The sequence below is a fragment of the Arthrobacter sp. efr-133-R2A-63 genome, from assembly GCF_030209795.1.
In the GTDB taxonomy this organism is placed as follows: domain Bacteria; phylum Actinomycetota; class Actinomycetes; order Actinomycetales; family Micrococcaceae; genus Arthrobacter; species Arthrobacter bambusae_A.
In genome coordinates this window covers 18,160-44,735 of the sequence record NZ_JARVRG010000025.1, presented here as the reverse complement: position 1 = coordinate 44,735, position 26,576 = coordinate 18,160, and the positions used below count along the sequence as shown (strand labels likewise).

Annotated in this window: 24 protein-coding genes and 1 pseudogene; 14 read left to right on the top strand and 11 right to left on the bottom strand. The window is 64.4% G+C overall.

Features of this window, described 5'->3' with window-relative positions; genetic code table 11:
- Positions 1-35 precede the first annotated feature (35 nt).
- Positions 36-635 (bottom strand): amidohydrolase family protein, encoded by a 600-nt coding sequence (locus tag QRN45_RS14085; protein ID WP_284763802.1) that lies wholly within the window; start codon positions 633-635, stop codon positions 36-38.
- 121 nt (positions 636-756) lie between these two features.
- On the opposite strand from QRN45_RS14085, the gene QRN45_RS14080 reads away from it, so the two are divergent.
- Together QRN45_RS14080 and QRN45_RS14075 are read left to right on the top strand one after the other, a co-directional pair.
- Complete coding sequence (locus QRN45_RS14080) at positions 757-1,056, top strand: hypothetical protein (RefSeq protein ID WP_241710466.1); 300 nt, start codon at positions 757-759, stop codon at positions 1,054-1,056.
- A 775-nt stretch (positions 1,057-1,831) separates the two neighbouring features.
- Positions 1,832-2,329, top strand: a complete 498-nt coding sequence (locus QRN45_RS14075) for a uracil-DNA glycosylase family protein (protein ID WP_241710486.1) — start codon at positions 1,832-1,834, stop codon at positions 2,327-2,329.
- Between the two features lie 6 nt (positions 2,330-2,335).
- Here the strand turns inward: QRN45_RS14075 and QRN45_RS14070 are convergent, their stop codons facing one another.
- The gene (locus QRN45_RS14070) at positions 2,336-2,782 is read right to left on the bottom strand and encodes a DoxX family protein (RefSeq protein ID WP_284763751.1); all 447 of its coding nucleotides are present in this window, start codon (positions 2,780-2,782) and stop codon (positions 2,336-2,338) included.
- A 115-nt stretch (positions 2,783-2,897) separates the two neighbouring features.
- On the opposite strand from QRN45_RS14070, the gene QRN45_RS14065 reads away from it, so the two are divergent.
- On the top strand, positions 2,898-3,998 hold the full coding sequence (locus QRN45_RS14065; RefSeq protein ID WP_284763799.1) for an FAD-dependent oxidoreductase: 1,101 nt from the start codon (positions 2,898-2,900) through the stop codon (positions 3,996-3,998).
- A gap of 79 nt (positions 3,999-4,077) precedes the next feature.
- Here QRN45_RS14065 and QRN45_RS14060 read toward each other — a convergent pair whose 3' ends face one another.
- Positions 4,078-6,297, bottom strand: coding sequence for an NADP-dependent isocitrate dehydrogenase (locus QRN45_RS14060; RefSeq protein ID WP_284763749.1), 2,220 nt, complete (start codon positions 6,295-6,297; stop codon positions 4,078-4,080).
- 210 nt (positions 6,298-6,507) lie between these two features.
- Here QRN45_RS14060 and QRN45_RS14055 point away from each other — a divergent pair, with 210 nt between their 5' ends.
- A complete protein-coding gene (locus QRN45_RS14055) occupies positions 6,508-7,500 on the top strand; it encodes a trypsin-like serine peptidase (RefSeq protein ID WP_241710463.1) in 993 nt (330 codons plus the stop codon).
- Between the two features lie 164 nt (positions 7,501-7,664).
- On the top strand, positions 7,665-8,699 hold the full coding sequence (locus tag QRN45_RS14050) for a trypsin-like serine peptidase (RefSeq protein WP_284763746.1): 1,035 nt from the start codon (positions 7,665-7,667) through the stop codon (positions 8,697-8,699).
- 219 nt (positions 8,700-8,918) lie between these two features.
- On the opposite strand, the gene purH is transcribed toward QRN45_RS14050, so the two are convergent.
- Complete coding sequence (gene purH / locus QRN45_RS14045) at positions 8,919-10,589, bottom strand: bifunctional phosphoribosylaminoimidazolecarboxamide formyltransferase/IMP cyclohydrolase (RefSeq protein ID WP_241710461.1); 1,671 nt, start codon at positions 10,587-10,589, stop codon at positions 8,919-8,921.
- Positions 10,590-10,709: 120 nt separating this feature from the next.
- On the opposite strand from purH, the gene QRN45_RS14040 reads away from it, so the two are divergent.
- The 3 genes and pseudogenes from QRN45_RS14040 to QRN45_RS14030 form a co-directional block, all read left to right on the top strand.
- The gene (locus QRN45_RS14040; protein ID WP_284763744.1) at positions 10,710-11,648 is read left to right on the top strand and encodes an N-acetylglucosamine kinase; all 939 of its coding nucleotides are present in this window, start codon (positions 10,710-10,712) and stop codon (positions 11,646-11,648) included.
- Positions 11,632-12,594, top strand: a complete 963-nt coding sequence (gene murQ, locus QRN45_RS14035) for an N-acetylmuramic acid 6-phosphate etherase (RefSeq protein ID WP_284763743.1) — start codon at positions 11,632-11,634, stop codon at positions 12,592-12,594. The genes QRN45_RS14040 and murQ overlap by 17 nt, the downstream gene beginning before the upstream one ends.
- A 19-nt stretch (positions 12,595-12,613) precedes the next feature.
- A pseudogene (locus QRN45_RS14030) lies at positions 12,614-13,015 on the top strand (MFS transporter); the annotation flags it as partial.
- A gap of 116 nt (positions 13,016-13,131) precedes the next feature.
- On the opposite strand, the gene purN reads toward QRN45_RS14030, so the two are convergent.
- Complete coding sequence (gene purN / locus QRN45_RS14025) at positions 13,132-13,704, bottom strand: phosphoribosylglycinamide formyltransferase (protein ID WP_284763742.1); 573 nt, start codon at positions 13,702-13,704, stop codon at positions 13,132-13,134.
- Between the two features lie 38 nt (positions 13,705-13,742).
- Here purN and QRN45_RS14020 point away from each other — a divergent pair, with 38 nt between their 5' ends.
- The gene (locus tag QRN45_RS14020; RefSeq protein WP_284763741.1) at positions 13,743-14,165 is read left to right on the top strand and encodes a hypothetical protein; all 423 of its coding nucleotides are present in this window, start codon (positions 13,743-13,745) and stop codon (positions 14,163-14,165) included.
- 30 nt (positions 14,166-14,195) lie between these two features.
- Here the strand turns inward: QRN45_RS14020 and QRN45_RS14015 are convergent, their stop codons facing one another.
- Positions 14,196-15,527 (bottom strand): cell division protein PerM, encoded by a 1,332-nt coding sequence (locus QRN45_RS14015; protein WP_241710932.1) that lies wholly within the window; start codon positions 15,525-15,527, stop codon positions 14,196-14,198.
- A 301-nt stretch (positions 15,528-15,828) separates the two neighbouring features.
- Here QRN45_RS14015 and QRN45_RS14010 point away from each other — a divergent pair, with 301 nt between their 5' ends.
- Positions 15,829-16,293 (top strand): DUF4383 domain-containing protein, encoded by a 465-nt coding sequence (locus QRN45_RS14010; protein ID WP_241710930.1) that lies wholly within the window; start codon positions 15,829-15,831, stop codon positions 16,291-16,293.
- Positions 16,294-16,448: 155 nt separating this feature from the next.
- Here QRN45_RS14010 and QRN45_RS14005 read toward each other — a convergent pair whose 3' ends face one another.
- The 4 genes from QRN45_RS14005 to QRN45_RS13990 all read right to left on the bottom strand — a co-directional run bounded on the left by QRN45_RS14005 (position 16,449) and on the right by QRN45_RS13990 (position 20,127).
- On the bottom strand, positions 16,449-17,180 hold the full coding sequence (locus tag QRN45_RS14005) for a maleylpyruvate isomerase family mycothiol-dependent enzyme (RefSeq protein ID WP_284763740.1): 732 nt from the start codon (positions 17,178-17,180) through the stop codon (positions 16,449-16,451).
- Positions 17,180-18,007, bottom strand: a complete 828-nt coding sequence (locus QRN45_RS14000) for a fumarylacetoacetate hydrolase family protein (RefSeq protein WP_284763738.1) — start codon at positions 18,005-18,007, stop codon at positions 17,180-17,182. The genes QRN45_RS14005 and QRN45_RS14000 overlap by 1 nt, the downstream gene beginning before the upstream one ends.
- The gene (locus QRN45_RS13995; protein ID WP_284763736.1) at positions 18,004-19,134 is read right to left on the bottom strand and encodes a cupin domain-containing protein; all 1,131 of its coding nucleotides are present in this window, start codon (positions 19,132-19,134) and stop codon (positions 18,004-18,006) included. The genes QRN45_RS14000 and QRN45_RS13995 overlap by 4 nt, the downstream gene beginning before the upstream one ends.
- Before the next feature lie 192 nt (positions 19,135-19,326).
- A complete protein-coding gene (locus QRN45_RS13990; protein WP_078106040.1) occupies positions 19,327-20,127 on the bottom strand; it encodes an IclR family transcriptional regulator in 801 nt (266 codons plus the stop codon).
- A gap of 47 nt (positions 20,128-20,174) precedes the next feature.
- Here QRN45_RS13990 and QRN45_RS13985 point away from each other — a divergent pair, with 47 nt between their 5' ends.
- The 4 genes from QRN45_RS13985 (at position 20,175) to QRN45_RS13970 (ending at position 24,558) form a co-directional block, all read left to right on the top strand.
- The gene (locus QRN45_RS13985; protein WP_241710457.1) at positions 20,175-21,503 is read left to right on the top strand and encodes an MFS transporter; all 1,329 of its coding nucleotides are present in this window, start codon (positions 20,175-20,177) and stop codon (positions 21,501-21,503) included.
- Complete coding sequence (locus tag QRN45_RS13980; RefSeq protein ID WP_241710456.1) at positions 21,496-22,761, top strand: FAD-dependent oxidoreductase; 1,266 nt, start codon at positions 21,496-21,498, stop codon at positions 22,759-22,761. Before QRN45_RS13985 ends, QRN45_RS13980 begins: the two co-directional genes overlap by 8 nt.
- Positions 22,762-22,870: 109 nt before the next feature.
- Complete coding sequence (locus QRN45_RS13975; RefSeq protein WP_241710455.1) at positions 22,871-24,307, top strand: flotillin family protein; 1,437 nt, start codon at positions 22,871-22,873, stop codon at positions 24,305-24,307.
- A gap of 8 nt (positions 24,308-24,315) precedes the next feature.
- Positions 24,316-24,558, top strand: coding sequence for an NfeD C-terminal domain-containing protein (locus QRN45_RS13970; protein WP_078106044.1), 243 nt, complete (start codon positions 24,316-24,318; stop codon positions 24,556-24,558).
- An 81-nt stretch (positions 24,559-24,639) separates the two neighbouring features.
- Here QRN45_RS13970 and QRN45_RS13965 read toward each other — a convergent pair whose 3' ends face one another.
- On the bottom strand, positions 24,640-26,532 hold the full coding sequence (locus tag QRN45_RS13965) for a polysaccharide deacetylase family protein (protein WP_284763735.1): 1,893 nt from the start codon (positions 26,530-26,532) through the stop codon (positions 24,640-24,642).
- Between the last annotated feature and the right edge of the window lie 44 nt (positions 26,533-26,576).

The following is a 26,576-nucleotide window of genomic DNA, read 5'->3' as shown; positions in this document are numbered from 1 at the left end:
GTGGCACCCCAAGGAAATCCGGACCGTACGGTGCGTTACGCCGTCGAGTCATGAATCAGGACCGCCGCCGGGGCATAGACCGGGGGAAACAGCTCGGACGCATCGCGACGCCGGTAGTCGCGTTCGCCGTAGGCGTGCACCATCTGTCCGAAAAGCCGCTGCCCTTCGGCGCGTGGCTCGCCCAGGTCGATGCCTGGGAGCGAGCCTTCCACAACCACTGGGCGGCCGGCGACGTAGGTGTCGATGACGTTGCGTGCCGAGCCGTTGAGGATCAGCGTGCGCAGTGGATCTTCCACCACCCCGTCGCGGAAGTCACCCAGTGAGGCGACCATGATGTCCGCTTGGGCGCCCGGACACAGGCGCCCCAGGTCGTCGCGGCCCAACGCCCTGGCGCCGCCCAGCGTGGCAGCATCAAAGAAAGCAGACACCGCGCCGGCGTCCCGGCGGCCCTCTACGATACGGGCCAGGTGCGTGCCGACGTCGATGCCCTTGATCAGGTCCGGCGGGAACGAATCCGTTCCCAGGCACATGTTGACCCCGGCGGCTGCGAACGCGTCAAAGGACTTGAGCATGCCTGAGTAATGGAACGACGTCAGGGGGCAGTGGATGATGCTGACGCCATGCCGGGCCAACACATCCAAGGGCCCTCCCTCTGCGCTGGACGACGGGTCCGTGCCGTCGATGACAACTCCATGCGGATGAGGAGCCGGGTGTCCAGCAGGCCGGAATCCGCAAGCTGCTCCAGGACGGTGCGCGGTGGCGTTCGTCCTCGCCAAGTACGTGCCGGCCGTGCCGTCCAGCGTATGGGTCCTTGCTCTCGCCACCTTGGCGACGGCTCCGATCCTTCCTTTCAGCGGCATGATCGTCTCCTTCACCCACAACCTTGACCCGCTCTACGTGGGCCTCGGCTCGATCGCCCTGCTCGGCATGAACGTTGGACGCGACATCAACGCGCTGAAGACACTCAACTGGCGCACGGTCATTGTGGCGACAATCACATTCTCCGCAAGTTTCATAGCGGCCGCGGCGCTTGCTCAATTCGTCATCCATGTTTGAGCGCTGACGCCGAGCGACATACCGAGTCAGATGAACGCGGGAAGGACATCAGAACACCTGGGGCTTGCTAAGATCTAAAGGCTCAACCGGTCGCCCCGGAGAGCCTCCCATCAACTGGCCCGGAAACGGACGTGCCCCCACGCGCCCGGTACCGGTCCTTGCCCGACCCCAGGAGATCCCCGCTCTCATGACCGCATTGGCCGAACCTGACTATTTCGACGTCCACGACGAGGATTACCGCACCGAACTGGACTCGCGCTACGAGGAAGGTTTCGGGCGCGGCCCCGAGCTCGACGACGACTACGGAAACGGCTACGACGAGCTCGACAAGCTCTTCGATGGCTTGTTCGACGACGAGGATGACTTCGAGGCACCGGCCAAGGCCGAAAAGAAGACCCCGGCCAAGAAAGATGCTCCAAAGGCCACTTCCCTAAAGGCTGCCACGCCGAAGAAAGCGTCGTCGACGTCGTTGCCCAAGGCCAGTCCGGTCATTACCCGCAGGGTGGTACCCACGGCCGCTCCCGCCGTCGAACCGGCCGCCGTCGTCGAGCCGGGCCTTGTTGTCGAGACGCCGACTGTCGCCGTCGTCGAACCAGCCGCCGTCGAGCCGGCCGCCGTCGAGCCGGCAAGCTCCGAAGCGGCTCCCGCGGAACAATCCGTGACGCCCGGGGTTCCGGACAGCCCCTTCTTCGCCCCGCACATCGCCGCGGTCAACCAGCATGTGGAATTCCTCCGCAAGCTCCGCCCGGGCTTCGAGGTCCCCTATGTGGATCCGATGCATTCAGTGGAGGATTGCCGGATTGTCACCCTGTTTTCCAACACGAGCGAGGCCTCCCCACGGGGGGTTGTCTGGGCCGGCGACGACGCCGCTGCCACACGCCTGCTGGGCCTGCAGTTCCAGCTCGGCCTGCGTCCCGAATGGATGATGCCGTGGAACACCCACCCTTGGTTCACTCCCGGCGAGGCGAACGGAAAGCTGACTCCCGAGCAGGTCGCAGCAGGCCTCAAGCCGCTCATCGCTTTCCTCAAACTCGTTCCGCGCGCCTCGGCGATCGTTGCCCATGGAACAGAAGCCAACCGCCTGGCGCAAATGCTTCTCAAGACGGACAACCAGCTGATCTGGCGCCGCGGCTTGAAGGTCTACAAGGCCCGCTCGCTGCACGGTCGCGCTTTCGCCGGTTCCAAGGAACGCCAGACTGAATGGCTGATCGAAATGGGCCGCTCCTACGCGGACGCCATGGCCCGGGCGGGTCTCCAGACGGGTCGGCGCTAAGGGCGCCTAGCGCCGTGGCTTTCGGGCCGGCTTCCCGGCAAACAGTTTCCGGTCCACCGAAAGCGCCCCGGAGCCGATGAAGGCAAACGCCAACGCCAACGCGATATACAGAATCAGCAGCTCGGCGTTGATTCCGGGACTATCGCTCAGCAGCGGCTTGCCTGATTCGGTGACAAACCAGATCCCGGCGTACATGAGCGCTGCCAGGAAGCCAGCCACCCTGGTCAGGGCGCCGAGCACCAAAAGTGCACCCAGCCCGGTTTCACCCCAGATGACCAGCCAGGACATCAGTTCCGCTTTTTGGACACCCATCGCGGCGATGGTTGCCTCGAACGCAGGCTGCCCGGCCAGGAGCTTCTGGACTCCATGCAGCAGCAGAAGGCCGCCGAACACGATCCTCAAAAACGCGATGCCGCGCGAGGACGATGTCTGCGAAGAAAGGAGGAGTTTCACCCGGTCCAATCTTCCATGCGGATGGCGCAGCTCAAAAACGGGCGCTCCGTCCACGGCAGAATGGAAACTGCGGTAGGCCTCGCTGGGAGGCCCGGACGGGATGGGTGAAGCCGGTATGGATGTTGACGTCGTCGTAGTCGGCGGAGGCGCAATGGGATCTGCTGCGGCCAGGCAGCTCGCACTCAGGGGGCGATCGGTGGTTCTCCTAGAGCAGTTTGAAGAGGGGCACCATGTGGGCGCTTCCCACGGTGCAACGCGCAACTTCAACACGGCCTACGCGGAGGACGCCTATCTCGCCCTGGTCAGCGAGGCCAGGGACCTCTGGGACGGGCTCGCAGAGGAGACCGAAATGCAACTGTTGGATCTTGTGGGTCTGGCCAACCACGGAAATATTGCCCGGCTCCGGGAAGTTCGCACCGCGCACGCACAGCGGGGCATCGCAAGCCACTTCATCTCCGCAAAGGAGGCGTCAGACCGCTGGCAGGGCATGGTCTTCCGAAGCGATGTTCTGTTTGTGCCGGACTCGGGCCGGGTCCGTGCGGCCGACGCCCTCAGGGCGCTGCGCGCATCAGCTGAGGCGCACGGTGCTCGCTTCACGTATTCCACACCGGTTCGCGACATCCGTGTCCTCCGCGACGATCGCGCCGTCGTCGTGACTGATTCGCTGGAGATCACCGCGCGCCGGGTTGTCATCACGGCGGGCGCCTGGACCAGCAAGCTTGTCGGGACGCAGGTGCCCCTCCCCCGCCTGGTAGTCACCCAGGAGCAACCTGCCCATTTCACGCCCATCGATGACTCCCAGTCCTGGCCGAGTTTCAACCACGCACCGGACCCCGGTGATCCCCGCGACGACTATTGGTACAGCCCCGTCTATGGGATGCTCACACCGGGCGAAGGGGTCAAGGCGGGGTGGCATGGTGTAGGACCGGTCACCGATCCTGATGCCCGCACGTTCCAACCCGAGCCGGTCCAGCTGGAGGCCCTCCGCCGCTACGCTCGTGAATGGCTGCCAGGGGTCGACGCCGAATCGGCGGTTCCCATCAGCTGCACCTACACGAGCACGGCCAACGAAGACTTCGTGCTCGACCGTTTTGGACCGCTGGTGGTCGGGGCCGGGTTCTCCGGGCACGGATTCAAGTTCACCCCGGCAATTGGCCGCGTACTTGCCGATCTTGTCGACGGGATAGACGCGCCGCGCCGCTTCCGCCGCGCTTAAATGCAACTGACTCGCAGTTGTTGTCGTTCTGAGCTCTCAAAACGACAACAACTGCGAGTCAGTTGGGTGGGGCGGGCGCTTAGTTCAGCGTCGCGACAACCTCGTTGAGCTTTGCGGAGGGACGCATCACGGCCTCTGCCTTGGCGGCGTCGGGGCGGTAGTAGCCGCCGATGTCGGCAGGCGAACCCTGGACTGCGAGCAGCTCGGCGATGATGGTGTCCTCATTGGACGTCAGGGCCCCGGCGACGGCGGAGAACGCCGCTGCGAGCTCGGCGTCGTCGCTCTGCTGGGCCAGTTCCTGCGCCCAGTACTTCGCGAGGTAGTAGTGGCTGCCTCGGTTGTCGAGTTCGCCCACCTTGCGCTTCGGGGACTTGTTATCCAGGAGGAACGTGCCCGTGGCGCGGTCGAGTGTGTCGGCGAGGACCTGGGCCCGCGCGTTCCCGGTGGTAGTGGCGAGGTGCTCGAAGCTAACTGCCAATGCGAGGAACTCACCCAGGCTGTCCCAGCGCAGGTGGTTTTCCTGCAGGAGCTGCTGGACGTGCTTCGGAGCCGATCCGCCGGCACCGGTCTCGAAGAGTCCGCCGCCGTTGATCAGCGGGACCACGGAGAGCATCTTGGCGCTGGTGCCGAGTTCCAGGATCGGGAACAGGTCGGTGAGGTAGTCACGCAGCACGTTTCCGGTCACCGAGATGGTGTCTTCGCCCTTGCGGATCCGCTCGAGCGTGAACGCGGTGGCCTTCTCCGGGGACATGATTTCGATCTGAAGGCCCTCGGTGTCGTGGTCCTTGAGGTATTCCTTGACCTTGCTGATCAGCTGGGCGTCGTGGGCGCGGGTTTCGTCGAGCCAGAAGACAGCCGGCATCTTGGAAGCGCGGGCGCGGGTCACAGCGAGCTTGACCCAGTCGCGGATCGGCACGTCCTTGGTCTGGCAGGCGCGCCAGATGTCACCCGGGGAGACCTGGTGTTCGATCAGCACGGTTCCAGAGGAGTCCACAACCTGCATGGTTCCCGGGTACTCAACTTCGAAGGTCTTATTGTGGCTGCCGTATTCTTCGGCGGCTTGTGCCATCAGGCCGACGTTCGGAACCGTACCCATGGTGGTGGGATCGAAGGCGCCGTGGGCACGGCAGTCATCGATGACCACCTGGTAGACATCCGCGTAACAGCTGTCCGGAATGACCGCGAGGGTGTCGGCTTCCTTGCCGTCCGGTCCCCACATGTGGCCGGAGCTGCGGATCATTGCCGGCATCGAAGCATCAACGATGATGTCGCTGGGAACATGGAGGTTGGTGATGCCCTTGTCGGAATCGACCATGGCCAGTGCCGGGCCGTCTTCCAGGCCCTTCTTGATGGCCGCCTTGATGCCTTCGCGAACGTCCTCGGGCAGTTCTTCAAGGCCGTTGAGGATGGAAGCCAGGCCGTTGTTGGCACTCAGGCCGGCAGCAGCGATCTGCTTGCCGTAGGTGTTGAAAAGCTCAGAGAAGTACGCCTTGACGACGTGGCCGAAGATGATCGGGTCGGAGACCTTCATCATGGTGGCCTTCAGGTGTGCCGAGAACAGCACGCCCTCTTCCTTGGCACGAACCACCTGGGCGGCCAGGAACTCGTCCAAGGCGGCCGCGCGCAGCACGGTGCCGTCCACTACTTCACCGGCGAGCACGGGGAAGGCCGGCTTGAGGACCTTGACGGTGCCGTCCTCGCGGACAATCTGGATCTTGACGGTGTCATCTGCGGGGATGACCACGGACTTCTCGTTGGAGCGGAAATCGTTTGCCGTCATGTGCGCGACGTTGGTCTTGGAGTCCGCGCTCCAGGCACCCATGGAATGCGGGTTCTGGCGGGCGTAGTTCTTCACCGACAGGGGCGCGCGGCGGTCCGAGTTGCCTTCACGCAGGACCGGGTTCACGGCCGAACCCTTGATCTTGTCGTAACGCGAGCGGATGTCCGTCTCTTCGTCAGAGGAGGGGTTGTCCGGGTAGTCCGGAAGCGCGTAGCCCTGGGCCTGGAGCTCGGCAATGGCTGCCTTCAGCTGCGGGACGGAGGCGCTGATGTTGGGGAGCTTGATGATGTTCGCTTCGGGTTTCTTTGCCAGTTCACCCAGTTCGGCGAGTGCGTCACTGATCCGCTGCTCTTCAGTCAGGTAGTCACCGAAGACGGCGATGATTCGGCCGGCCAGCGAGATGTCGCGGGTTTCGACCTCCACGCCGGCCGTTGAGGCGAAAGCTTCCACAATCGGCAGGAACGAGTACGTCGCCAGCATCGGCGCTTCGTCAGTGTGGGTATAGATAATCTTTGCCATTGGCGGGGCATCTCCCTGAAAGTCTGCAGATTTCAACATCTCTAACTTACCTGAGGGGGCCGGATTGGCGCGTACCGGGACGGATTCTTGGGACCTTTACCACGTCATACCTCGCCGAACCTTATGTACCTCAGCGACAAATCGGAGTAGGTTCATTGGGTCAAACTGTGGCCGACGTCACGTGGCCGCCAAACGATTGGCAGGACAATCATGACAAAGAAATCACTCCCCATCACTGGTCTCCTGAGCCTCCTTACCTCCGCCGTTTTGACCCTCTGTGCCGCTGGAGGGGCGGCAGCCGCAACGCCTTTCAATGCGGTTTCGAGCTTCGCAGCGCCTGGGACGCAGCAGCTCGTCAGTCTGGCGACAACAAACACCGACCCCACCGGGTACTGGACTCCCGAACGGATGCAAGCAGCAATCCCCGGCGACGTCCTCGCAGGCAAGGCCCTCGCAAGAGCGGGCGCATCGAGCACCGCCGCTGCCGCAGTCGAAACCGGGCCGCCCGTGAAAATCGCGAGCGCCAAGGGCAGCAACGGGAGCCTGCATCAAGACGAAGACCCCATTGACCACGTCGGCAAGGTCTTCTTCACCATGGGTGCCTTCGCATATGTCTGCTCCGGCAACGTCGTCGTGTCGGATAACGACAGCACGGTGGCGACCGCTGGCCACTGTGTCAACGAGGGTCCGGGAGCATTCGTGAAGAACTTCATCTTCGTACCGGCCTATCTCAACGGCAAGGCTCCATTCGGCATCTGGCCGGCCAAAGCCCTGTACACGACACCCCAGTGGCGCACCACGGGCGACATCCGCTATGACACAGGCTTCGCGGTCACTGCCACCGTCAACGGCAAACACCTGGCCGACGTCGTTGGGGCGTCGGGCGTGGAGTTCAACCAGGACCGGGGACTCAGCTATGAAGCCTTCGGCTACCCTGCTGCTCCGCCGTTCGACGGCCAATCGTTGAAGAGCTGTTCCGGCGACGCAACCAAGGATCCCATCAACCCCCAGTTCAAGGCACAGGGCATTCCCTGCGATATGACCGGTGGCTCATCGGGCGGACCTTGGATGGTCGACTCCGAACGGGATTCCTACCAAAACTCCATTACGAGCTACGGTTACCCCGGCGGCCCGGCCGTGATCTACGGTCCTTACTGGGGCTCCGTTATCCGGGATGCCTACGAGCTGGCGTCCGGATCCTAGGCCTTCCGGCCACCCGGAAATAGGGCAGAATTCGCTTCTTGTCAAAACGAAAGTCAAATCTCACAATCCCTTTACATCCTTGTCACGACTTGGGTAGTTTCGGTTCCGTCAGTCCACGCGGCCACCACAAAACCGGCCGCCTCTCCCCGATATCTAGGACAACTGTGACGAGAACCAAGACCCTGGCCACAAGCCTGCTCAGCCTGACTGCCGCCGCCCTGCTTTCGCTGGGCGCCGGCAGCGGAGCTTCTGCGGCTCCGTCCACAAGCCACGGCGCCGATGCGTCGACCGTCAGCAGCAATCCGGCGTCGGACGGCAACACTGCTGACTATTGGACTCCTGAGCGGATGAAGAACGCCGTCTCCGGCGACGTCCTGGCGACCAAGGCTCTCACGCGGGCACAAGCCGCACTCGGACTTGCCGACCTCCCGGTTTCTCCCGATCAGGTTTTTCCGGGCCTGGGGAGCGCCCTGACCACCATCGAAGGCCAGCAAGCCGCCAGCCCGGCAACGCAGTCCCCGGCCGTGGACCGCAAAGCAAATGGCGGTGAGGCTCCCGTCCCGCACATCGGGAAGGTGTTCTTCACTCTCGGCGGCGTGAATTATGTCTGCTCCGGAAACTCCATCACCTCGGCCAACCGGAGCACAGTGTCCACGGCCGGCCACTGCCTCAACGAAGGCCCCGGGGCGTTCGCGAGCAACTTCACGTTTGTTCCTGCCTACCAGAACGGCGTGGCACCCTACGGAAAGTGGACGGCCAAGGCGCTGTACACCACCAGCCAGTGGTCCTCGAGTGGAGCCATGCAGTACGACACCGGATTCGCCGTCATGAACCCCCTCAATGGCCAAAAGCTCGCTGACGTCGTGGGTGCCTCAGGAGTCCAGTTCAATGCCGCCCGCGGACTCGCATACAAGTCGTTCGGCTACCCCGCGGCGGCTCCCTTCACCGGAGAGTCACTCATGAGCTGCTCCGGCACGGCCGCCAACGATCCCTACAACCCCCAGTACAACACTCAGGGAATCCCGTGCAACATGACGGGCGGTTCCTCCGGCGGCCCATGGTTCACGGGAACCAGCTCCGCCGGGTACCAGAACTCGGTGAACAGCTACGGCTACGGCAGCAACTCCACCAACATGTACGGCCCGTACTGGGGCTCAGTCATCCAAGGCACGTACCAGAACGCGTCCACCGCCCCGTAACCTCCCCGGCACCCCAACCCCAACCCAACCCGACCCGAGCGCAGGGGACATGCCCCCCGTTCGCTCCCAGGACTGGACATATTGCGAACATGCCCAGTCCTGACCACTAAAAATGGACATGTCCATCCGGGAAGGGAGGACATGTCCATTTTTTGGTGGAACGAGTGGAACGAGCGGAGAGGGCGGATCAGGTGGAGCACCCGGACCCAGGGAATGGACCTAGTGGAAGAAGTGCCTTGCCCCGGTGAAGTACATCGTGATGCCGGCGGCGTTGGCTGCGGCAATCACTTCCTCGTCGCGCACTGAGCCACCAGGCTGGACGACGGCGCGGACACCGGCGTCGATCAGGATCTGCAGGCCATCGGCGAACGGGAAGAACGCGTCGGAAGCGGCCACGGCGCCGCGGGCACGCTCGGGAGCGCTGCTCGTCCCGACGTTGGAGGCACCGCCGGCACCATCGACGTCGGACTCTACCTGGACACCCAGGGTGTTGGCGCGCTCAACGGCCAGTTTGCACGAGTCCAGGCGGTTGACCTGGCCCATGCCGATGCCCACTGCGGCTCCGTTGTTGGCGAGGAGGATCGCGTTGGACTTGGCGGCGCGGCAAGCGGTCCAAGCGAACGCGAGGTCGGCCAGCGTGGCGTCGTCGGCGGCTTGGCCGGCGGCGAGGGTCCAGTTGGCGGGGTTGTCGCCGTCGGCATCCACCTTGTCGGCTTGCTGGACGAGGACGCCGCCCGAGACCTGGCGGATCTCCGTCGGGTAGCGGCCGTAACCGTCCGGCAGGGCCAGCAGGCGGATGTTCTTCTTCTTGGACAGGATTTCAACGGCTTCCGGCTCGAAGCCCGGGGCGATGACAACCTCCGTGAAGATCCCGGCCACGGTCTGCGCCATGCCCGCCGTGACAATGCTGTTTGCCGCGATGACGCCGCCGAAAGCGGACACCGGATCGCAAGCGTGGGCCTTGGCGTGGGCGTCGGCGATGGGGTCGGCCGCATCGACGGAACCAACGGCCACGCCGCACGGGTTGGCGTGCTTGATGATGGCGACGGCCGGCTCGGAGAAGTCGAACGCAGCACGGAGGGCCGCGTCGGCGTCGACGAAGTTGTTGTAGCTCATGGCCTTGCCGTGCAGCTGGTCAGCCTGGGCGATGCCGGCGGGCGCGGCCTTGTCCACGTAGAGGGCAGCCTGCTGGTGCGGGTTTTCGCCGTAGCGCAGCACCTCGGAGCGTTCCAGGGCGAGGCCGGCGTACGCGGGCCAATCGATGATGCCGTCGCCGTCTTCGTCGAGGAACTGGCTGGCAGTCCAGGTGGCGACGGCGGTGTCGTACGTCGCGGTGTGGGCGAAGGCCTTCGCGGCCAGGCGGCGGCGCGTCTTCAAGTCGAAGCCACCAGCGGCTGCAGCTTCCACCACGGCGCCGTAGAAGTTCGGGTCCACAACGATCGCGACGGCGGCATGGTTCTTGGCGGCCGAACGCACCATGGCGGGGCCTCCGATGTCGATCTGCTCGACGACGTCGTCTTGCGCGGCGCCGGAGCGGACGGTCTCCACGAAGGGGTAGAGGTTGACCACGACGAGGTCGAAGGGCTCGATCTCCATCTTGGCCAGCGTTTCCATGTGCGCGGGAACACGGCGGTCGGCCAGGATGCCGCCGTGCACGCGGGGGTGCAGGGTCTTGACCCGGCCGTCGAGCATCTCCGGGGAACCGGTGACTTCTTCGACTTCCTTGACCGGAATACCGGCTGCGGCGATCTTCTTCGCGGTGGAACCGGTGGAGACGATGGCGACTCCTGCTGCATGCAGGCCCTTCGCGAGTTCCTCCAGTCCCGTCTTGTCGTAAACCGAGATCAGTGCACGGCGGATGGGAACACGGTCAAGCTGCGTCAAGCTCACAAAAGTCTCCGTCTTATATCGCGGGATTCCGCGGTTGCTGGGGATACGGACGAGTTTATCGTGTTGTGGCTCCTCTTCGTCGTTCGAGACGTGGCGGCGCCCGCAACATATGGTTGGGCCATGGAATCCGCGGATGTGATTTTGGTGGCCGACGTCGGCAAGAGCCGATGCAGGATCGAGCTTAGGCAGGGCGACGAGGTGTTGGGCTCGGCGGACCAGCACGGCTTCCCCGGCCTGGGCATGGACAACGGCGCCCGGCTCGCCTTCCAACTGCTCGCGGACACTGCAGGCATGCTGCCGCGAGGGCTTCCGGCAGCATTCCCTGAAGGTTCCTTGTGTGGAATCGGCGCGGCCGTTGCCGGGGTTGAGGCTTCGGCGGAGAACTCCCACGAACTCGCCGTCCTCCTTTCCGAGAGCTTCAAGGTCCCGGCCGCGGTTCTCTCGGATGCCACCGCGGCGCAACTCGGCGCCTTGGACGGCGCACCGGGAACGGTGCTGATTGTGGGCACGGGTGCGGTTGCCTTCCGCTTCGACGACGCCGGGACCCTCCACCGCGCCGACGGTTGGGGACCGCTGTTGGGTGATCGCGGAAGCGGCCGGTGGATCGGCCAGCAGGGTCTCCAGGCCGCACTTCAAGCGCACGACGGCGGCCCTGCCACGTCGTTGCTCGGTGCAGCTGCCGGGCTGATCGGCTCGCCCGCGCAGCTTCCGGCATGGCTCGCCGAATCCGGCAACCCGGCCCGGACGATGGCGCGTTTCTCCCCCGCGGTGCTGGACGAAGCGGAGGCGGGAGACGCCGTCGCACGCGGCATTGTGGATGAAGCCTGCCGACTCCTCACGAACACCGTGACCCTTGCCTCCGGCGACACCAAGCAGGTGGCACTCGTTGGCGGCGTCGTGAAATCGGAGTTCTTCGCCCGGCTCTTGCACAACGCCCTCGCTTCGGCTGGGATTGAGGTGGTTGCGGCACTCGGCGATGGCATGGACGGGGCCGCCCTCGCAGCGAACCGCCGCGGGCTCCTCCAGGAAAGGTACATTCACCGTGACGGAACAGCCTGACGCAACAGCTCCTCCCGGCTCCCCGGACCCGCTCGAGGAACTCCGTTCCGAGCTCGCGGGCCTCCAAACCGAAGCGGCATCGCCCGCGCTCAGTGAATTGGACACCATGGGCACGGCCGAGCTCGTCGCCGCCATGAACGAGCAAAACCGCGGCGTCCCGGCCGCCGCCGAGCAAGCCAGCGGGCAGATCGCCGCAGTGGTCGACGCCGTTGCGGAACGCCTCGCCCGCGGAGGCCGGCTGCTCTACGTCGGCGCCGGAACGGCCGGACGGCTCGGGGTATTGGACGCGAGCGAATGCCCGCCCACCTTCGGCACTCCCCCGGGCCTCGTCGTCGGGATCATCGCTGGCGGCACCCAGGCCATCCAGAAACCGGTGGAGTACGCCGAGGACAACGCCACGGCCGGGGCCCGGGACCTGCACGACATCAGCGTGACCGAGGCGGACGCCGTCGTCGGAATATCAGCTTCGGGACGCACGCCGTACGTGATCGGCGCCCTCGAGGAGGCCCGCAGCCGCGGCGCCTTCACGGCATCGCTCGCCTGCAACCACGACTCACCGATCAGCAAACTCGCGGACGTGGCGATCGACGTTGTCGTCGGTCCCGAGTTCGTTGCCGGTTCCACGCGGCTTAAGGCGGGGACCGCCCAGAAGCTCGTCCTCAACATGATCAGCACGCTCGCCATGGTCAAGCTCGGGAAGACCTACGGAAACCTCATGGTCGATCTGCGTGCCACCAACAACAAACTCCTCGCCAGGTCCCAACGAACCATCCAACACGCCACCGGCGTGGACGCTGAGACGGCGATTCGCGCGCTGGATTCGGTGGGTGGATCGGTCAAGGCGGCCATCCTGGTGGTGCTCACGGGGATCGATCCGGCGCAGGCGAAGAGCGCTTTGGATGAGGCCGGCGGCTTCCTGCGGAAGGCGATCCAGAAGCACGGATAGAGTTTCCCCAGAAGGGGAAATGAATACTTATACGACCGTCCCGAGCGGCGAACAAGTTGTCCAGGAGCTGCCGTGGAGGTGGAAGGTCCAGGGCAGGATCTTCCTGATCGGCGGCCTCGGCAACATGTTCGATGCTTGGGACGTCACCCTCAACGGCATCCTTGTTCCGCTGCTTTCCAAGCGTTGGTCCCGACAACCCGCCCACGCCGGATGGATCGGCACCGCCAGCCTGATCGGCATGGCTTTGGGTGCCTTCGCCTGGGGCACCATCGCGGACACGATCGGCCGGAAGCGGGCCTTCACCGCGACCCTTCTGGTGCTCTCCATCTTCACGGTGCTGGGCGTCCTCGCCCCGGACATCGTCTGGTTCTGCGTCTTCCGCTTCGTGGCCGGTTTCGGACTGGGCGGATGCATTCCGGTGGCAGCTCGAGCTCGACTGATTCCCCCCTGCCCGCCCACCCAACTAGCTCGCATTAGGTGTCGTTTTCGAGCCTCAAAACGACACCTACTGCGAGTTAGTTGGGCCAAACGGACGACTCAGGCGTGCTTTCCCGCCGCGAGCTCTGCGAGGGTCCGGACCAGGAGCCGCCGCTCCACAACCTTGATGCGCTCGTGCAAGGTATCTTCGGTGTCGTCCGGGGCGATGTCGACGGCTTCCTGGGCGATGATCGGGCCGGTGTCCACGCCAGCGTCGGCCCAGTGCACGGTGCAGCCAGTCACCTTCACGCCATAAGCCATGGCATCGCGGACACCGTGGGCACCTGGGAAGGCCGGAAGCAGTGCGGGGTGCGTATTGAGGTACTTGCCGCCGAAGGCATCGATGAATTCCGGACTCACAATCCGCATGAACCCGGAGGAAACCACCACGTCCGGATCGTACGAGGCAACGGCCTTGGTCAGCGCGGCGTTCCAATCCGCCCGGTCCGCGTAGCCCTTGAAGTCCACCACGAAGGTGTCCAGTCCGGCTTCGGCGGAACGTTCCACGCCGTAAGTACCGGGCCGGTCAGCTCCCACGGCTGCGATCTCAACGTCCAGCTCGCCCGCCTTCACGGCGTCGATAACTGCTTGGAGGTTGGAACCGGTGCCGGAGACGAGGACAACAATGCGCATTGCACTAGCTTATGGCTGGCTCGCGTAGGCTGGAAAACATGAATTCCGGCGTTGGACCCACCCCGCAGCACCAGCCACAGAGCGAGGCTGCCAAATCAGCGCTTGCCGTTACCCGGACGCTGTTCAGGACTTTCCTGCTGACGGTGCTCGGCGCCATCTTCGTCTACATCCTGAACATCAGCTACGTCTGGCTCAGTGGCATCCTCACCGTCGTCGCGGGAGTGCTCGGAGTGGTGGTCCTTGTGCGCACCATCAGGTTCAAGCAACCGCGCATCGTCTTGTTCGGCACCATTTCCGGGCTGGTTGTCACGGCCATCATGTGCCTGCTGGTGCTCACCGCCGTCGTCTTCTTCCAGCAGATCCGCACCCTGGAGGACTGCGCACGAGGCGCGCTGACTCTCCACGCCCAGACCTCGTGCCAGCTCGATTTCCAGAACTCCATTCCCTCCGGATTGCGCTAGCCGGGCACAAGCCGAGGTGAGGCGGGTGCCTTAGCGGCGGTCGCCGTCGTACACGGCATCATCGAGATCCGCTTCGCGGAGCTTCTGCCGCCTCTCGAGCCAGGGCCCCACCCAATAACCGATCACGACGCCGATCCCCACCTCCGCGGCGATCCAGACTGCCGTCCACCGCGGGTCCGGTCCGATCTCGGTGAGGCGCCCGATCCCTGCGGAGCCGCGCGCCAGCCAGGCGAGGCCCCCCGCCAAAGCCCCGGCCACAGCCCCGACGAGCGCGCCGAGGAACAGCGTGGAAACAGGAGCCGTGAACCAGCGCGCCTTGATCTTGATGGAGAGCCATTCGTCGAAGTGGTTCTCCCCCGCACGCAGGAACCACCAGCCGGCCAGCAGACCCGCGATTACCGGAACAGCAAGGGCCGCGGCACCGAAGTCGAGTTGCCCAGTGGGCAGCGCGCCGAAGACGGGAATGGCGGGCAAGGGCCCGACGGCGGTGCCAAGCGGCCCGACGTGCGATCCAACACCGAGGGAGAACCCGGCCCCGGAGGACCAAGCCAAAGCGAAAACCGCAAGATTGGGCAGGTAGCCGAGCTGGGCGATGGTCAGGACGCCTCCGCCGAGGGCACCGGCTTTCAGGCCTTCGTAGACGGCGATGATGTCCGTCCAGTGCATGACAAGGTCGACTGCGAGCAACATCGCCGCGAGTGTCATGGCGGCCATGATCGCGACGAATCCGGCCTTGATGGCGGAACCAAAGTAGGACCCGGCCCAACGTGAATGTTGGCTAGTGCGTGCGAGCCAATCGACGGCGTCGACGCCAATGAGCCTGCTCCAGGAGCCGGACTCGCGGCGGGCGCCCACCACCATGCCCAGGCCGAACGGGATAAGCGGAAGCAAGGCAGCGAACCAGATGTTGATGACGATGTCCTGCGTGCGGCACACGAATCCGGTGGCCGCGCCGAACGCCCCATAGACAAGCAAGGCTCCGAAGAATGCCTGCCACAGTTGGTCCGTGTAGGAGGCCCTGGCCAGCCTGCGGCCGGCGCGCCACGCCAGCAGGAACGGGACCAGAGTCAGTCCGAGCGGGATAAGGGACAGCATGCCGGAACCCGGTAGGCTCGCGGTTCCCATGTTGACGGTGGCCAGCTGAAGCGGCACGCCGTGGACAAGCAGCCACGTTTGGCCAGCCAAGCGTGCCAGGAAATCGATGGTGTGGTTCTGGAATCCGTCAGTTGCCCAGACGCCGATCAGCGGCAAGACCACCACGAGCGCGGAGATAATGGCGGCCTGGGCCGACTCAAGGGCACCCTGCAGCCACAAGGGCATGGGCAAGCCATGGTTACCGGTCTGATCAGCGCGCAGTTTCATCGTGTTCTATCGTGCCACGGCGCGCCCCGCTCACCCGGCAGGCGCCCGGACGCCCCGCCAATCCTCCAACGCCCGCTCACCTATGGGGCCCTCCGGGCCAACGCCCGCTCACCTCCGCCGGGCCGCCGTCGTACATGTGAGCGAGCGTCCAGGAAAAACCGCACATTAGTGAGCGAGCGTCGGGGGCGGCGGGCCGGGGCGGCGCCGTCGGGGGCGGCGGGCCGTCGGGGCCGATCCGAGCGCTTTTTGCATATGGCAGACGTAAAATTGGATTGTTCGCAATAGGTGGATGGAGGGCGTAATGACTACCGCAACCCCCCATGCACACGGTGTTCACTTCGGACGGACGGACATCCAGAACATCGGCATGGGTGTAGGTATTCTGATGGCGCTGGTGGGCCTTCTCGGATTCATTCCGGGCATCACCATGCGGTACGGGGAATTGCAGTTCTTCGGGCCGGATTCGCGCGCAATGCTCTTGGGCGTGTTCCAAGTGTCGTTGCTGCTCAACATTGTGCAGTTGCTCATCGGTGGAACCAGCTGGGCGATGTCCCGCTCGGGCGGCCATAGCGCACGCAATACCCTGATGAGCTTCGGTGCCTTGTACATCGTGCTCAGTGTGTATGGACTGAGCGTCGGGGTTGATTCGGCGGCCAATTTCCTGTCGCTGAACACGCTCGACAACTGGACGTTCATGGTCTTGGGCATCCTGATGGTCGCCGCCGGCTGGATGTTTTCACGTCACCTGGCTGACGACGCAAAGTAGCCCTATTCAAAGCCCGGATTAAGTGAGCCCGGGATTATAGGAGCCGCCAATGGGTAGGATCTACAACCAAATCTGAATAGTCATACAAGCGGTTGGTGCAGTTCCTGCGGTGAAGAAGCCGGGGGCTGTGCCAACCTTCTTTGTGCCCGACGCCGTCAGATCCACTTGGGTGCCGCCGGCGCCGGCCCGGCGCCCGCGGTCACGCCGTCGGTCCCGCGTCCGGTGGCCCATTGCACGACGCCGGCAAGAGGCCCGGCGACCACGACGGCGGCGTCCGGATCGCCGAAGGTGCGGTCCGTGCCGCTGACCTTGATCAACAACCCGGCGTCGGTCCCGCGGGCCGCCCAGGCCGAGGTGATGTCGGCCAGCAGCCGTTCCAAGACCGACGCCGGGATATCAGCAAACGATGCTCCGTTGTCGAGATCCACGGCATGCACCCAGACTTCGCGGGTGCGCATCCAGACCGTTTCCGACGCCGGGACTTCCCTGCCCTGGATGGTCCGGACTGTGTGGTGCCAGGCGTCGTCGGGCAGGTCGCGCCAGTCCACGCTCAGGTGAACGGCGGAGTGGTCAAAGAGGTTACGCAACGCGATGGGAGACAGCGTGGCACCGAAGTTGATCTCCTCATCCCGCACCGCAACGGAGGGATACATCGGAGTCTCCACGCCGGTCGAGGCCCACTCCACCAAGCGCGCAATCGCCCGGGCGTTGTAGCCCACGTGTGCTACAACGTGACGGCGCGTCCAGCCGGGAAGCAGCGAACCGCCGTCGAGCTCGGCATCAGGGAGTTCATTGAGCTTGCGGGCGAAGAACGCGGTCCCGCGCCGGGCCTGCAGGAGTTGTTCCTGCAGGCCCGGATCGGTGGTGAGGTCTTGGCGGGCGACCATCAGGCTTCCTTGACCACGCGGTTGTTCAGCTGGCCCAGGCCCTCGATGGTGGTGACCAGGAGCTGGCCTTCCTGGAGGTAGCGCTTGGGGTCCTGGGCGTGGCCCACACCGCCGGGCGTTCCGGTCGCGATGACGTCGCCAGGGTTCAGCGTGATGATGGTGGAGATGTAGGACACCAGGAATTCGGGCGTGAACACGAGGTCCCCGGTGGGGGTCTGCTGCTGGATCTCCCCGTCCACCGCGGAAGTCATCAGCGGCCCGGCTGTGAACTCGTCCTTGGTGACCAGGGCAGGCCCGAAGGGCGTCGACTTCTCCCAGGTCTTGCCCTGCAGCCACTGGACGGTACGGAACTGGTAGTCGCGCATGCTGATGTCGTTCAGCACCGAGTACCCGGCGATGTGGTCGGCCGCGTCCGCCTCGCTGATGCGCCGGCCTTTCTTGCCGATCACGACGGCGAGCTCGGCCTCCCAGTCAACGGTGTCCGACTCCTGCGGCAGCGCCAGATCGTCGTTGGGACCAATCAGCGATTCCTGGTACTTCGCGAACAACGTGGGGTACTCGGGGATTTCCCGGCCCATCTCTTTGATGTGGTTGCGGTAGTTGTGCCCGACGCAGATGATTTTCCCCGGTGAGGGCACGACGGCGGCGAGGTCGGCGCCGTCGTACGCGTGCGTTGCGCCGTTGGCCGCCTCCGCGATGGCCGTCCAAGCGGGATCCTGCAGGAGGGCGCCCACGTCGGAGAAGCCATCGATCTCGGTCAGGGTGCCCCCGTCCTGGCGGACCGCCGTCGTCGTTCCGGCGGAAGTGCGGAGGGTGAGGAGTCTCATTTGTTGCGTCCTTCGATGTACGTGCGGTTGAAGTTCAGTCGTTCGAAAATGGGGGCATCGCTGAAGCGGAACAGATCAAACGACGTTTCGGCCTGCAGGGACCATTCCTGCCAGGACGGCACAACAAAGAGGTCGCCCTTCTCCAGGACCTTCGATTCCCCGTTCAGCACCACGGTGCCGGTTCCTTCGAAGACTTGCCAGACGCTCGAGCCGACCTCGCGCAGCGACTCGGTGGAGGCCCCGGCGCGCAAGCGGTGGAACTCGGCCCGGATGGTGGGCATCACGTCCCCGCCCGTGGTCGGGTTGGTGTAGCGCACGGCGGCATGGCCCTGGGAGACGGTGGCGGGGTGGCCTTCGTCTTCAAGGAGCAATTGCTCGCGGAGGGCCGCATCAGTGTGTTCCCAACGGTATGCCGCGATGGGTGAGTTGGTGGTGTCATCCAGCCCGGAGAGCGGGCGCAGGCCCGGGTGGGCCCAGAGCCGCTCGGAACGGGAGATGTCCGGGGTGGCCTCGTCCGTGACGCGCTCGGTGCCGAACTCGAAGAACCCGGCGTCGGCGTAATGCACGAACGGGATGTCGAGCCCGTCGATCCAGGCCATCGGCTGATCAGTGTCGTTGTGGTGGCCATGGAAGTTCCAGCCCGGCGTGAGCAGGAAGTCACCCCGGCGCATCGCCACCGGATCCCCGTTCACCACGGTCCACACGCCTTCGCCCTCGACGACGAAGCGGAAGGCGTTCTGCGAATGGCGGTGCTCCGGGGCAGTCTCGTGCGCACCCAGATACTGGATCGCAGCCCACAGGGTCGGCGTCGCATACGGGGTGCCGGCCAGGCCCGGGTTCGCCAACGCGATGGCCCGGCGTTCCCCGCCACGGCCCACGGGAACCAAGTCCCCGGCGCGGGCGGCCAAGGGGTACAGATCGTTCCAGCGCCACACGTGCGGCACGGCTTTCGGGGACGGCACCATCGGCATCAGGTCCGCGATCTCGGTCCAGAGCGGAATCAGGTTCCCGGCCTCGAAATCCTTATACAGCTGCTCCAGCTGGGCAGCTTCTTCGGGAGTCGGCTCAGGAACCGCATGCGCGGCCGCGACCGATTCATGTGTTGTGCTATCGGCGCTGATGGACACAGGGGCCTCCTCGATGGGTGCGGGACAGTTTTGGCGTACTCCTGACCCTAGGGAGGCCCCCAAGTGATCTCCAGCATATTCTGCTAGCCAGAATTACCTGTCCCAACTTGCTCACGGACTGACCCAACTGACTCGCATTTGTTGTCGTTATGGGCCCTCAAAACGACACCTATTGCGAGCTAGTTGGGTGGGTTATGGCTGGGACTCGGCGGGATTGGCGGCGATGTCGATCTCCAATTGGCGCCGGGTTTCCCGCATGATGCCAACAAGACCAGCATCGAAGAGCCTGCGGAACCGCGCCACGGGAGTCGCGACGCTGAGGGCACCAACTGCAACGCCGCGCCCGTTGTGCAGGGCCACACCCAGGGCGCTGATCCCTTCCTCCGTGCCTTCGAAATTCGCGGCGAATCCGTTGCTCCGGATCGTCTCAAGCTCGCGCAGGAAAGCCGGATATTCGGCGTCGGGAATGTTGTCCCCGCCGATCTCCGCATTATGGCTGCGGAACAACTGCTCAATCATGGCGGGCTCCAGCTCCGCCAACAGCGCCTTGCCTCCCGAGGCCTTGTTCGCGGGCAGCACGGTCCCCTGCCGGTCGCCCACCCGCAGGGCGTTCGTCCCCTCCACCGTCGCCAGGAACCGCACCTTGGTACCCACGCGGACCATGAGGTTGACGGTCTCGTTGATCCGGCCGCTCAGGAGTTCCATGTGCGGTTGCGCCACGGTGCGCAGCAATCGGCTCCAACTCAGTCCCGCCGGACCCACTCCCATGGCCGGCCCGGGCACATAACGGCGGTTCTCGTCCTGGACCGCGAACCCCCGGTAGACCAACATCGCCAACAGCCGGTGGGCTGTAGAAGGTGCAACACCCAGCTCCGCCGCGGCGTCCTTGAGGCGTAGGCTGCCGCCGTCGCGCAGGAGCTGAAGGAGGTGCAGGGCGTTGTCCACGGCTTCAATGGAATAGGCCGGTTTCTTGCGGGCTGGAAGATTCTGCACGACAGAATTCTATTGGGCCACACAAGCAACGGCCACACAGTGGTGGGATGAATCACACCCCATCCGCTGCAGCGCCGGAGCGGACCCAAGACGGCGTTCACCACTCTCCCGGAGCATCAGCCCGGTTCAGCAAGCGTTCCGCCGCTGCCGCGCTGGTCTGCTGGCTGCTCGTGGTATTCGATGGCTACGACCTCATCGTTTACGGAACCGTGCAGTCCTCCCTCATCACCGACACAGGCTGGGGGCTCACCAAAGCCACGGCCGGCACGGTCGGTTCGATGGCGTTCCTCGGCATGATGATCGGAGCCATCTTCGCCGGCAGGATGTCGGACAGCTGGGGGCGGCGACGAACCATCATCGCCTGCGCCGCACTGTTTTCGCTCTTCACCATCCTGTGCGCGTTCTCCCCGAACGCCTTCGTCTTCGGCGGCCTGCGCTTGCTGGCCGGCATTGGCCTGGGCGGACTTGTTCCCTCTGCAAATGCCTTGGTCGCGGAACTGGTTCCCGCCAAGTGGCGGTCCACGATCGCCACACTGATGATGTCCGGAGTGCCGATCGGCGGCTCGATCGCCGCGGTGGCCGGCATTCCGCTGATTCCCGCCTTCGGCTGGCCGGTCATGTTCCTCGTGGCCGCCGTTGCCCTGCTCGTGGTGGTTCCGCTCGGCATCCGCTTCCTCCCGGAGACGCTCCTGGAGGCTCGCCCTGCCGCCAAGAACGCGAATCAAACAGGCGGCTTCAAGTCCCTCCTCCGCGCCCCGTACCTCGGTATGAGTCTCCTGTTCGCGATCTCCACCCTCGTGACGCTCTTTGCTTGGTACGGCCTGGGCACGTGGCTGCCGAACCTGATGCAACTGGCCGGCTACAACCTCGGATCAGCCCTGACGTTCGCCCTGGCACTCAACCTCGGTGCCGTCGTCGGCTCGGTGGCCACCGCTTGGGCAGGAACGCGCTTCGGTCCCATCCCGACGGCGATCGCGGCAGCCGCCGTCGCCGCCGTCGCGCTGGCCGTGCTCGTGGCGGGTCCGCCCGTGGGGCTTGTCTACCTTATGTTGGTGCTGGCCGGGGTGGGCACCCACGGAACCCAGTGCCTGATCATCGCGGCGGTGGCCAGCCATTACCCTGCGCATTTGCGCGGCACAGCGCTCGGCTGGGCCCTCGGCGTCGGCCGCATCGGCGCGGTCGCCGCGCCCCAAGTAGGCGGACTGCTGCTCGCGGCCGGGCTCGGCGTCAACTCGAACTTCCTGGCATTTGCCGGGGCCGCCGCCGTCGCGGCCATCCTGCTCGGCATCATCGGCACGAAACTCAAAACCGCGAAGATCAAAACCGCCAAAACCCAATCCAAAAACACCACCTCCGTAGGAGTCAGCAATGTCTAATCGCAACCCGTCCACTGAAGTCCTCGTCGTCGGCGGAGGGATGGCCGGCCTCGCCGGCGCCCTTGCCCTCCGCGCGAACGGCGCCGAGGTCACCTTGGTTGAGCGGGCCCCCGAATTCGGCGAGGTCGGCGCGGGACTGCAGATGGCACCCAACGCCTCCCGCGTCCTGAAGCGCTGGGGCCTTCTCGAGAAGGCGCTCGAGATCGGCGTCCGGCCCAAACACTTGGTGTTCCGCGACGCCCTGAGCGGTGAGGAACTCACCCGGCAGACCCTCGGAGGCGAGTTCGAAGAGCGTTACGGCGCCCCGTACGTGGTGATCCACCGCAGCGACCTGCACCGGATCCTGTTGGAAGCCTGCCAGGACGCCGGTGTCCGCTTGGTGAACGACGTCGTCGTCGAGAAAGTCGAGACCGTGAACGGCCGCGGGATGGCTCACACGTCGACTGGCGACGTTTACGAGGCCGACGTCGTGATCGGCGCCGACGGCCTCAAGTCCACGCTCCGCCCCTCCGTCGCGCAGGACGGGCCGGTGTCGTCGTCGTACGTCGCCTATCGCGGAACCGTCCCCATCACCGCTGAGACCCCGGCGACGGATCTTGAAGACGTCGTCGTCTACCTTGGACCGGACTGCCACCTCGTGCAATACCCGCTGCGCAAAGGCGAACTGCTCAACACTGTGGCCGTCTTCAAGTCGCCCTCGTTCGAGCGCGGCGAGGAGCAATACGGAGGCCTCGACGAACTCGAGGCGGCTTATAAGGACTGCATCCCGGCAGTACAGCGAGCGCTGCAGAACCTGGCGACCGGCATCCGCTGGCCCATGTACGATCGGGATCCGATCGAGAACTGGATCGACGGCCGCCTGGTTCTGATGGGCGATGCCGCGCATCCCATGCTCCAGTACTTGGCCCAAGGCGCGTGCCAAGCCCTTGAAGACGCCGCGGTCCTCCAAGACTCCACCGTCGGTTCCGTGTTCACCGACGACGGCGTGGACACCGGTGCGTGGGATCGCGCCATCAGCGATTTCAACTCAGCCCGCGCGGCACGCACGGCCCGCGTCCAGCGCACCGCGCGCGTCTGGGGAGAGTCCTGGCATGTGTCCGGCGTCGCGCGCGTCTTGCGGAACCTGCTGTTCAAGAGCCGCAAGGACGGCGACTTCCAGTACAGCGATTGGCTCTACGGCCAAGAAGGCGACGGCGTTCCGGCGGTCCCTACGGAAGGCACGGCGAGGACTGATGCGCTGGCGGGAACGCACGCCTAGGAGCATCCGTTATGTCAATTGTAGCTAAGCAAATTGCTGGACTCCTGGAGCAGACCGAAGCAGACTGACTACACGAGCCACTTGGGTGCTTGCCGTTGAAAGGACAGTCATGTTCGACCTCGTTGCTTATCTCCCCGTTCTTGTCACCGTCGTGGGGGTAGTTGTCGCCGTTGCCGTCATTAGGCTTCTCATTAAATTGATGTGGAAGGTGGCTGAACCAAACGAGGCACTCATCATTTCCGGCCTGACTCGGGGAAGCTTGGACACCAGGGACGGAATGGATTTCAAAATCGTCACCGGGAAAGGCGCCTTGGTGGTTCCCGGGCTCCAAACAGTGAGGACTTTGTCCCTGACGCTGAATGAAACAGAACTCCAGGTGAACTGCGTGACCTCGCAAGGTATCCAGGTGATCGTGGAGGGCGTGGTTATTTACAAAATCGGGGACGCCGCACCTTTCATCGCGAATGCGGCGAGGAGGTTTCTCGGCCAGCAGCCCAAAATGCAAAGCCAGGTCTACAACGTTTTTGAGGGGCATTTGCGCTCGATCATCGGCAGCATGACCATGGAAGAAATCATCCGCGAGCGCGACAAACTTGCATCCTTGGTCCGCAGCGCCAGCGGCATAGAAATGGAAAAGCTTGGCTTGGTGGTTGATTCCCTCCAAATAAAGGATCTCCAGGACCCGACGGGTTACATCCAAAACCTGGCCAAACCGCACATTGCGCAGGTCAAAATGGAGGCGCGCATTGCCGAAGCCACCCGGAACCGCGAGGCCGCGGAGAGGGAAGCCGAGGCAGCTGCCCAGATCGCGGACGCCCAAAGCATCTCGGCGATCAAGCAATCAGCGGCCCAGGCCAATGCCGAAACGGCCCGGGCCAACGCCGCGCAGGCAGGCCCGTTGGCTGATGCCACCGCGCGCCAGCAAGTGGTGGTCCAGGAAACCGAAGTCGCCAAGCTGGAGGCCGACCGCGAAGAGCAGAAGCTTCAGACGTCCATCAGGAAGCCTGCCGATGCCAAGGCGTATGCCCAGCGGACCGAGGCGGAAGCGCAAAAGGCTGCCGACATCAGCGCGTCCGAGGCGCGGGCACGGCGCACGGAACTCGAGGCCCAGGCGAACGCCCGCAGGGTGGAAGTCGAAGCTCAAGCCAATGCCACGGCCGCGGCCGCCATTGCGGGAGCCACCAAGATCACCGGTGAAGCCGAAGCTGCCGCCACCCGGGCCCGGGGCGACGCCGCAGCCTCGGCCATCAAGGCCAAGTCCTTGGCGGAAGCGGACGGCATCAAAGCCCGTGCCGAGGCGCTCGGAACCAACCAAGAGGCAGTTATTTCCCAGCAGCTTGCGGAGAACATGCCCGCCATCGTGGCTGCCGCGGCCGAACCGTTTGCCCACGTGGGGCAGATGACGGTCCTCAACGGTGGCGAGGGCCTCAACAGTATGGTGGGCGGGATCCTCTCCCAGGTGGGCAACTACCTTCCGTCGATCACAGCTGCCCTCAAGAACGGCAAGGAAGCGCCCAAGCGGCCCACCAAAACCCCTGATGCATAGGGACACCGATGCACAAAGAGGTTGATCGGAGCCTGACCGGCAAAATCGGCAGGGTCACGGGTCGAATCGGGCCGGGCACCGTGGGAGAAGTGATGCTGCCGTTCCACGGCGGCACGAGCGCCTTCCACGCGCACCCCTTCGACAAAAACAGTGTCTTCAACGTGGGTGACGAGGTGCTTGTCATCTATTACGAGCCCCCCGGGACGGTATTCGTTGACGAGCTGCCGGATGTTCTGAAGACGGCGCGATAACGCGGCCGGCCCGGCCGCCAGATAGAACAACTGAGGGCGGCTAAGCAGCCGCCCTCAGTTGTCTCAGTGAATCTCTGTTGCTCAGCCCAACGGCGGAGCTCCCACGGAGTCGTACATCGCGTAGTCGTCGGTGGTGACCGATCCGTTGCTGAACAAGCTCAACCCGAAACTGATGGCAGTGGCCCCGGCGGGGAGCGCCGGCGTCGTGAAGCTTGCCTGGGTGTACGTGCTGGCGGCAGCCAGCCACGGTCCGGAAGTCCAATACACCCAGTTGTTGGAGGCGTCACGGTAATACAAAGCGAACTGTGTGACGGCTGTGGAGGTGTACCAGACCCGCACCGAGTAGGTGTGGCCAGCGACGGCCGCGGGTGGGCAGGTGCTGGTGTCCATGGTGGGCAACAGTTTCGCGTCACCGCTCGAGTATCCCGTGATGGTGAGTTTCTCCGCCTTAGTACCGGTGTGCGCGGTAGCTACCGTGCTGAATGTGGCGGTGTTGGTGCCGTATCCGCCGGCCTGCCAGCACTGCGGGAACGAACCCGACCCGGCCGTTTCAAGGCTGGGGTTTTGTACCAGGTTGCCGCCGGCCGGTGGTGGCGGCGGAGGCGGTGGCGGCGTCCCGACGTCGAACATCTCGTAGTCATCCGTGGTCAGGGTGCCGTTGCTGAACAGATTCAGCCCGAAGCTGATGCCGCTGGCCCCGGTGGGCAGCGGAGGCGTTGTCCACGTGGCCTTCTGATAGCTCGTAGCCGCCGAGAACCAAGGACTCGATGTCCAGTACTTCCACGTGCCGAGGCCGGTCCGATAGTAGAGCTCGAACTGGGTATTCGTGGTCGATTTATACCAGGCACCTATCGAATAGGAGTTCCCCGGTGTGGCCGTTGGTGAGCAACCTCCCAGGTCGAGGGTGGGTAGCAGCTTCGCGTCGCCGTCGACATAGTTGGTCACCACGAGTTGTTCGGCGACCTTTCCCGTGTGTCCCGGCTTGACGGTGGAGAACGTTGGAGTGTTCGTTCCATAGCCTCCGGCTGCCCAGCACTGCGGTACGCCGCCTACGAGGGTTTCAAGGCTTGGGTTCTTGATGAGGTTTCCGGTGCCCTCAGGCGGAGCAGGCGGTCCCGAGACGAGCGGCTTGACGGTTCCGCCGATCACTTGCGCCACCGTCTTGACCATGGTGGTTGCAGGGCGGGACTTAAGCCACGTGGCGAACTGGTTGAACAGGGTCGGGGTGACGTTCAGCGGATCGGTGCTGGTCGCTGAAATGTGGTGGAAGGTGAGCTGGACCCACCCGCCTGCCGGCTCCGCCTGGGTGACGGACTTTTGCAGGTCGGCCAGGGTCCAGGTGTTGTCAACCTCGTCGGGAGCAGCGGTGTCGTATGCGTTCACCGGCGGGATGCTCTCCGCGAGCGGGCAACCGGCGCAACTGAACCGCGTCTTGATGTCGCCAAGACCGCGGGCGCTGTTCAACCCGCAATTCTTCACAATGGTTTCGATCGATGCGTTCTCGGCAGCGAAGGGATAGGCGAAGTCAGTGATCGTGAATCCAAGGTTGCTGAGGTTCACCCTGTCGTTGCAGATCTGGCGGGTTGCCTCATCCGACGTCACGGTGGTCAGGTCCGGGTGTGTGACTGTGTGGCCGGCAATCTCATTGCCGTTCGCCACAAGGCCCTGCATGTCGCTTGTTGTCAGGTAATTGGGGTTGTTGATGAATCCCGACGGCGTGAAGAAAGTACCCACCAAGCCCAGGCTCTGCATGGTCTGCGCGGCGGTGAGCTGATCGGCATTTGCATCATCAAAAGTCAGGGTGACGATGGTGGGGTTGGCAGCTTGGGCTGCAGGTGCGGTGATGCCGGCGGTGACGCCGGTGAAAGCGAGTACAACTACAACGGTGGATAACCAGGTAAACCATCTACCGGGGATCGTCCTCTTGAACGTCCGGTTCTGGTCAACCTGGTTAGTACGATGGAGGATTTTCATAGGGTCTGGCTCGATTCTAGACAACGGCCTGGCCGGACATACGG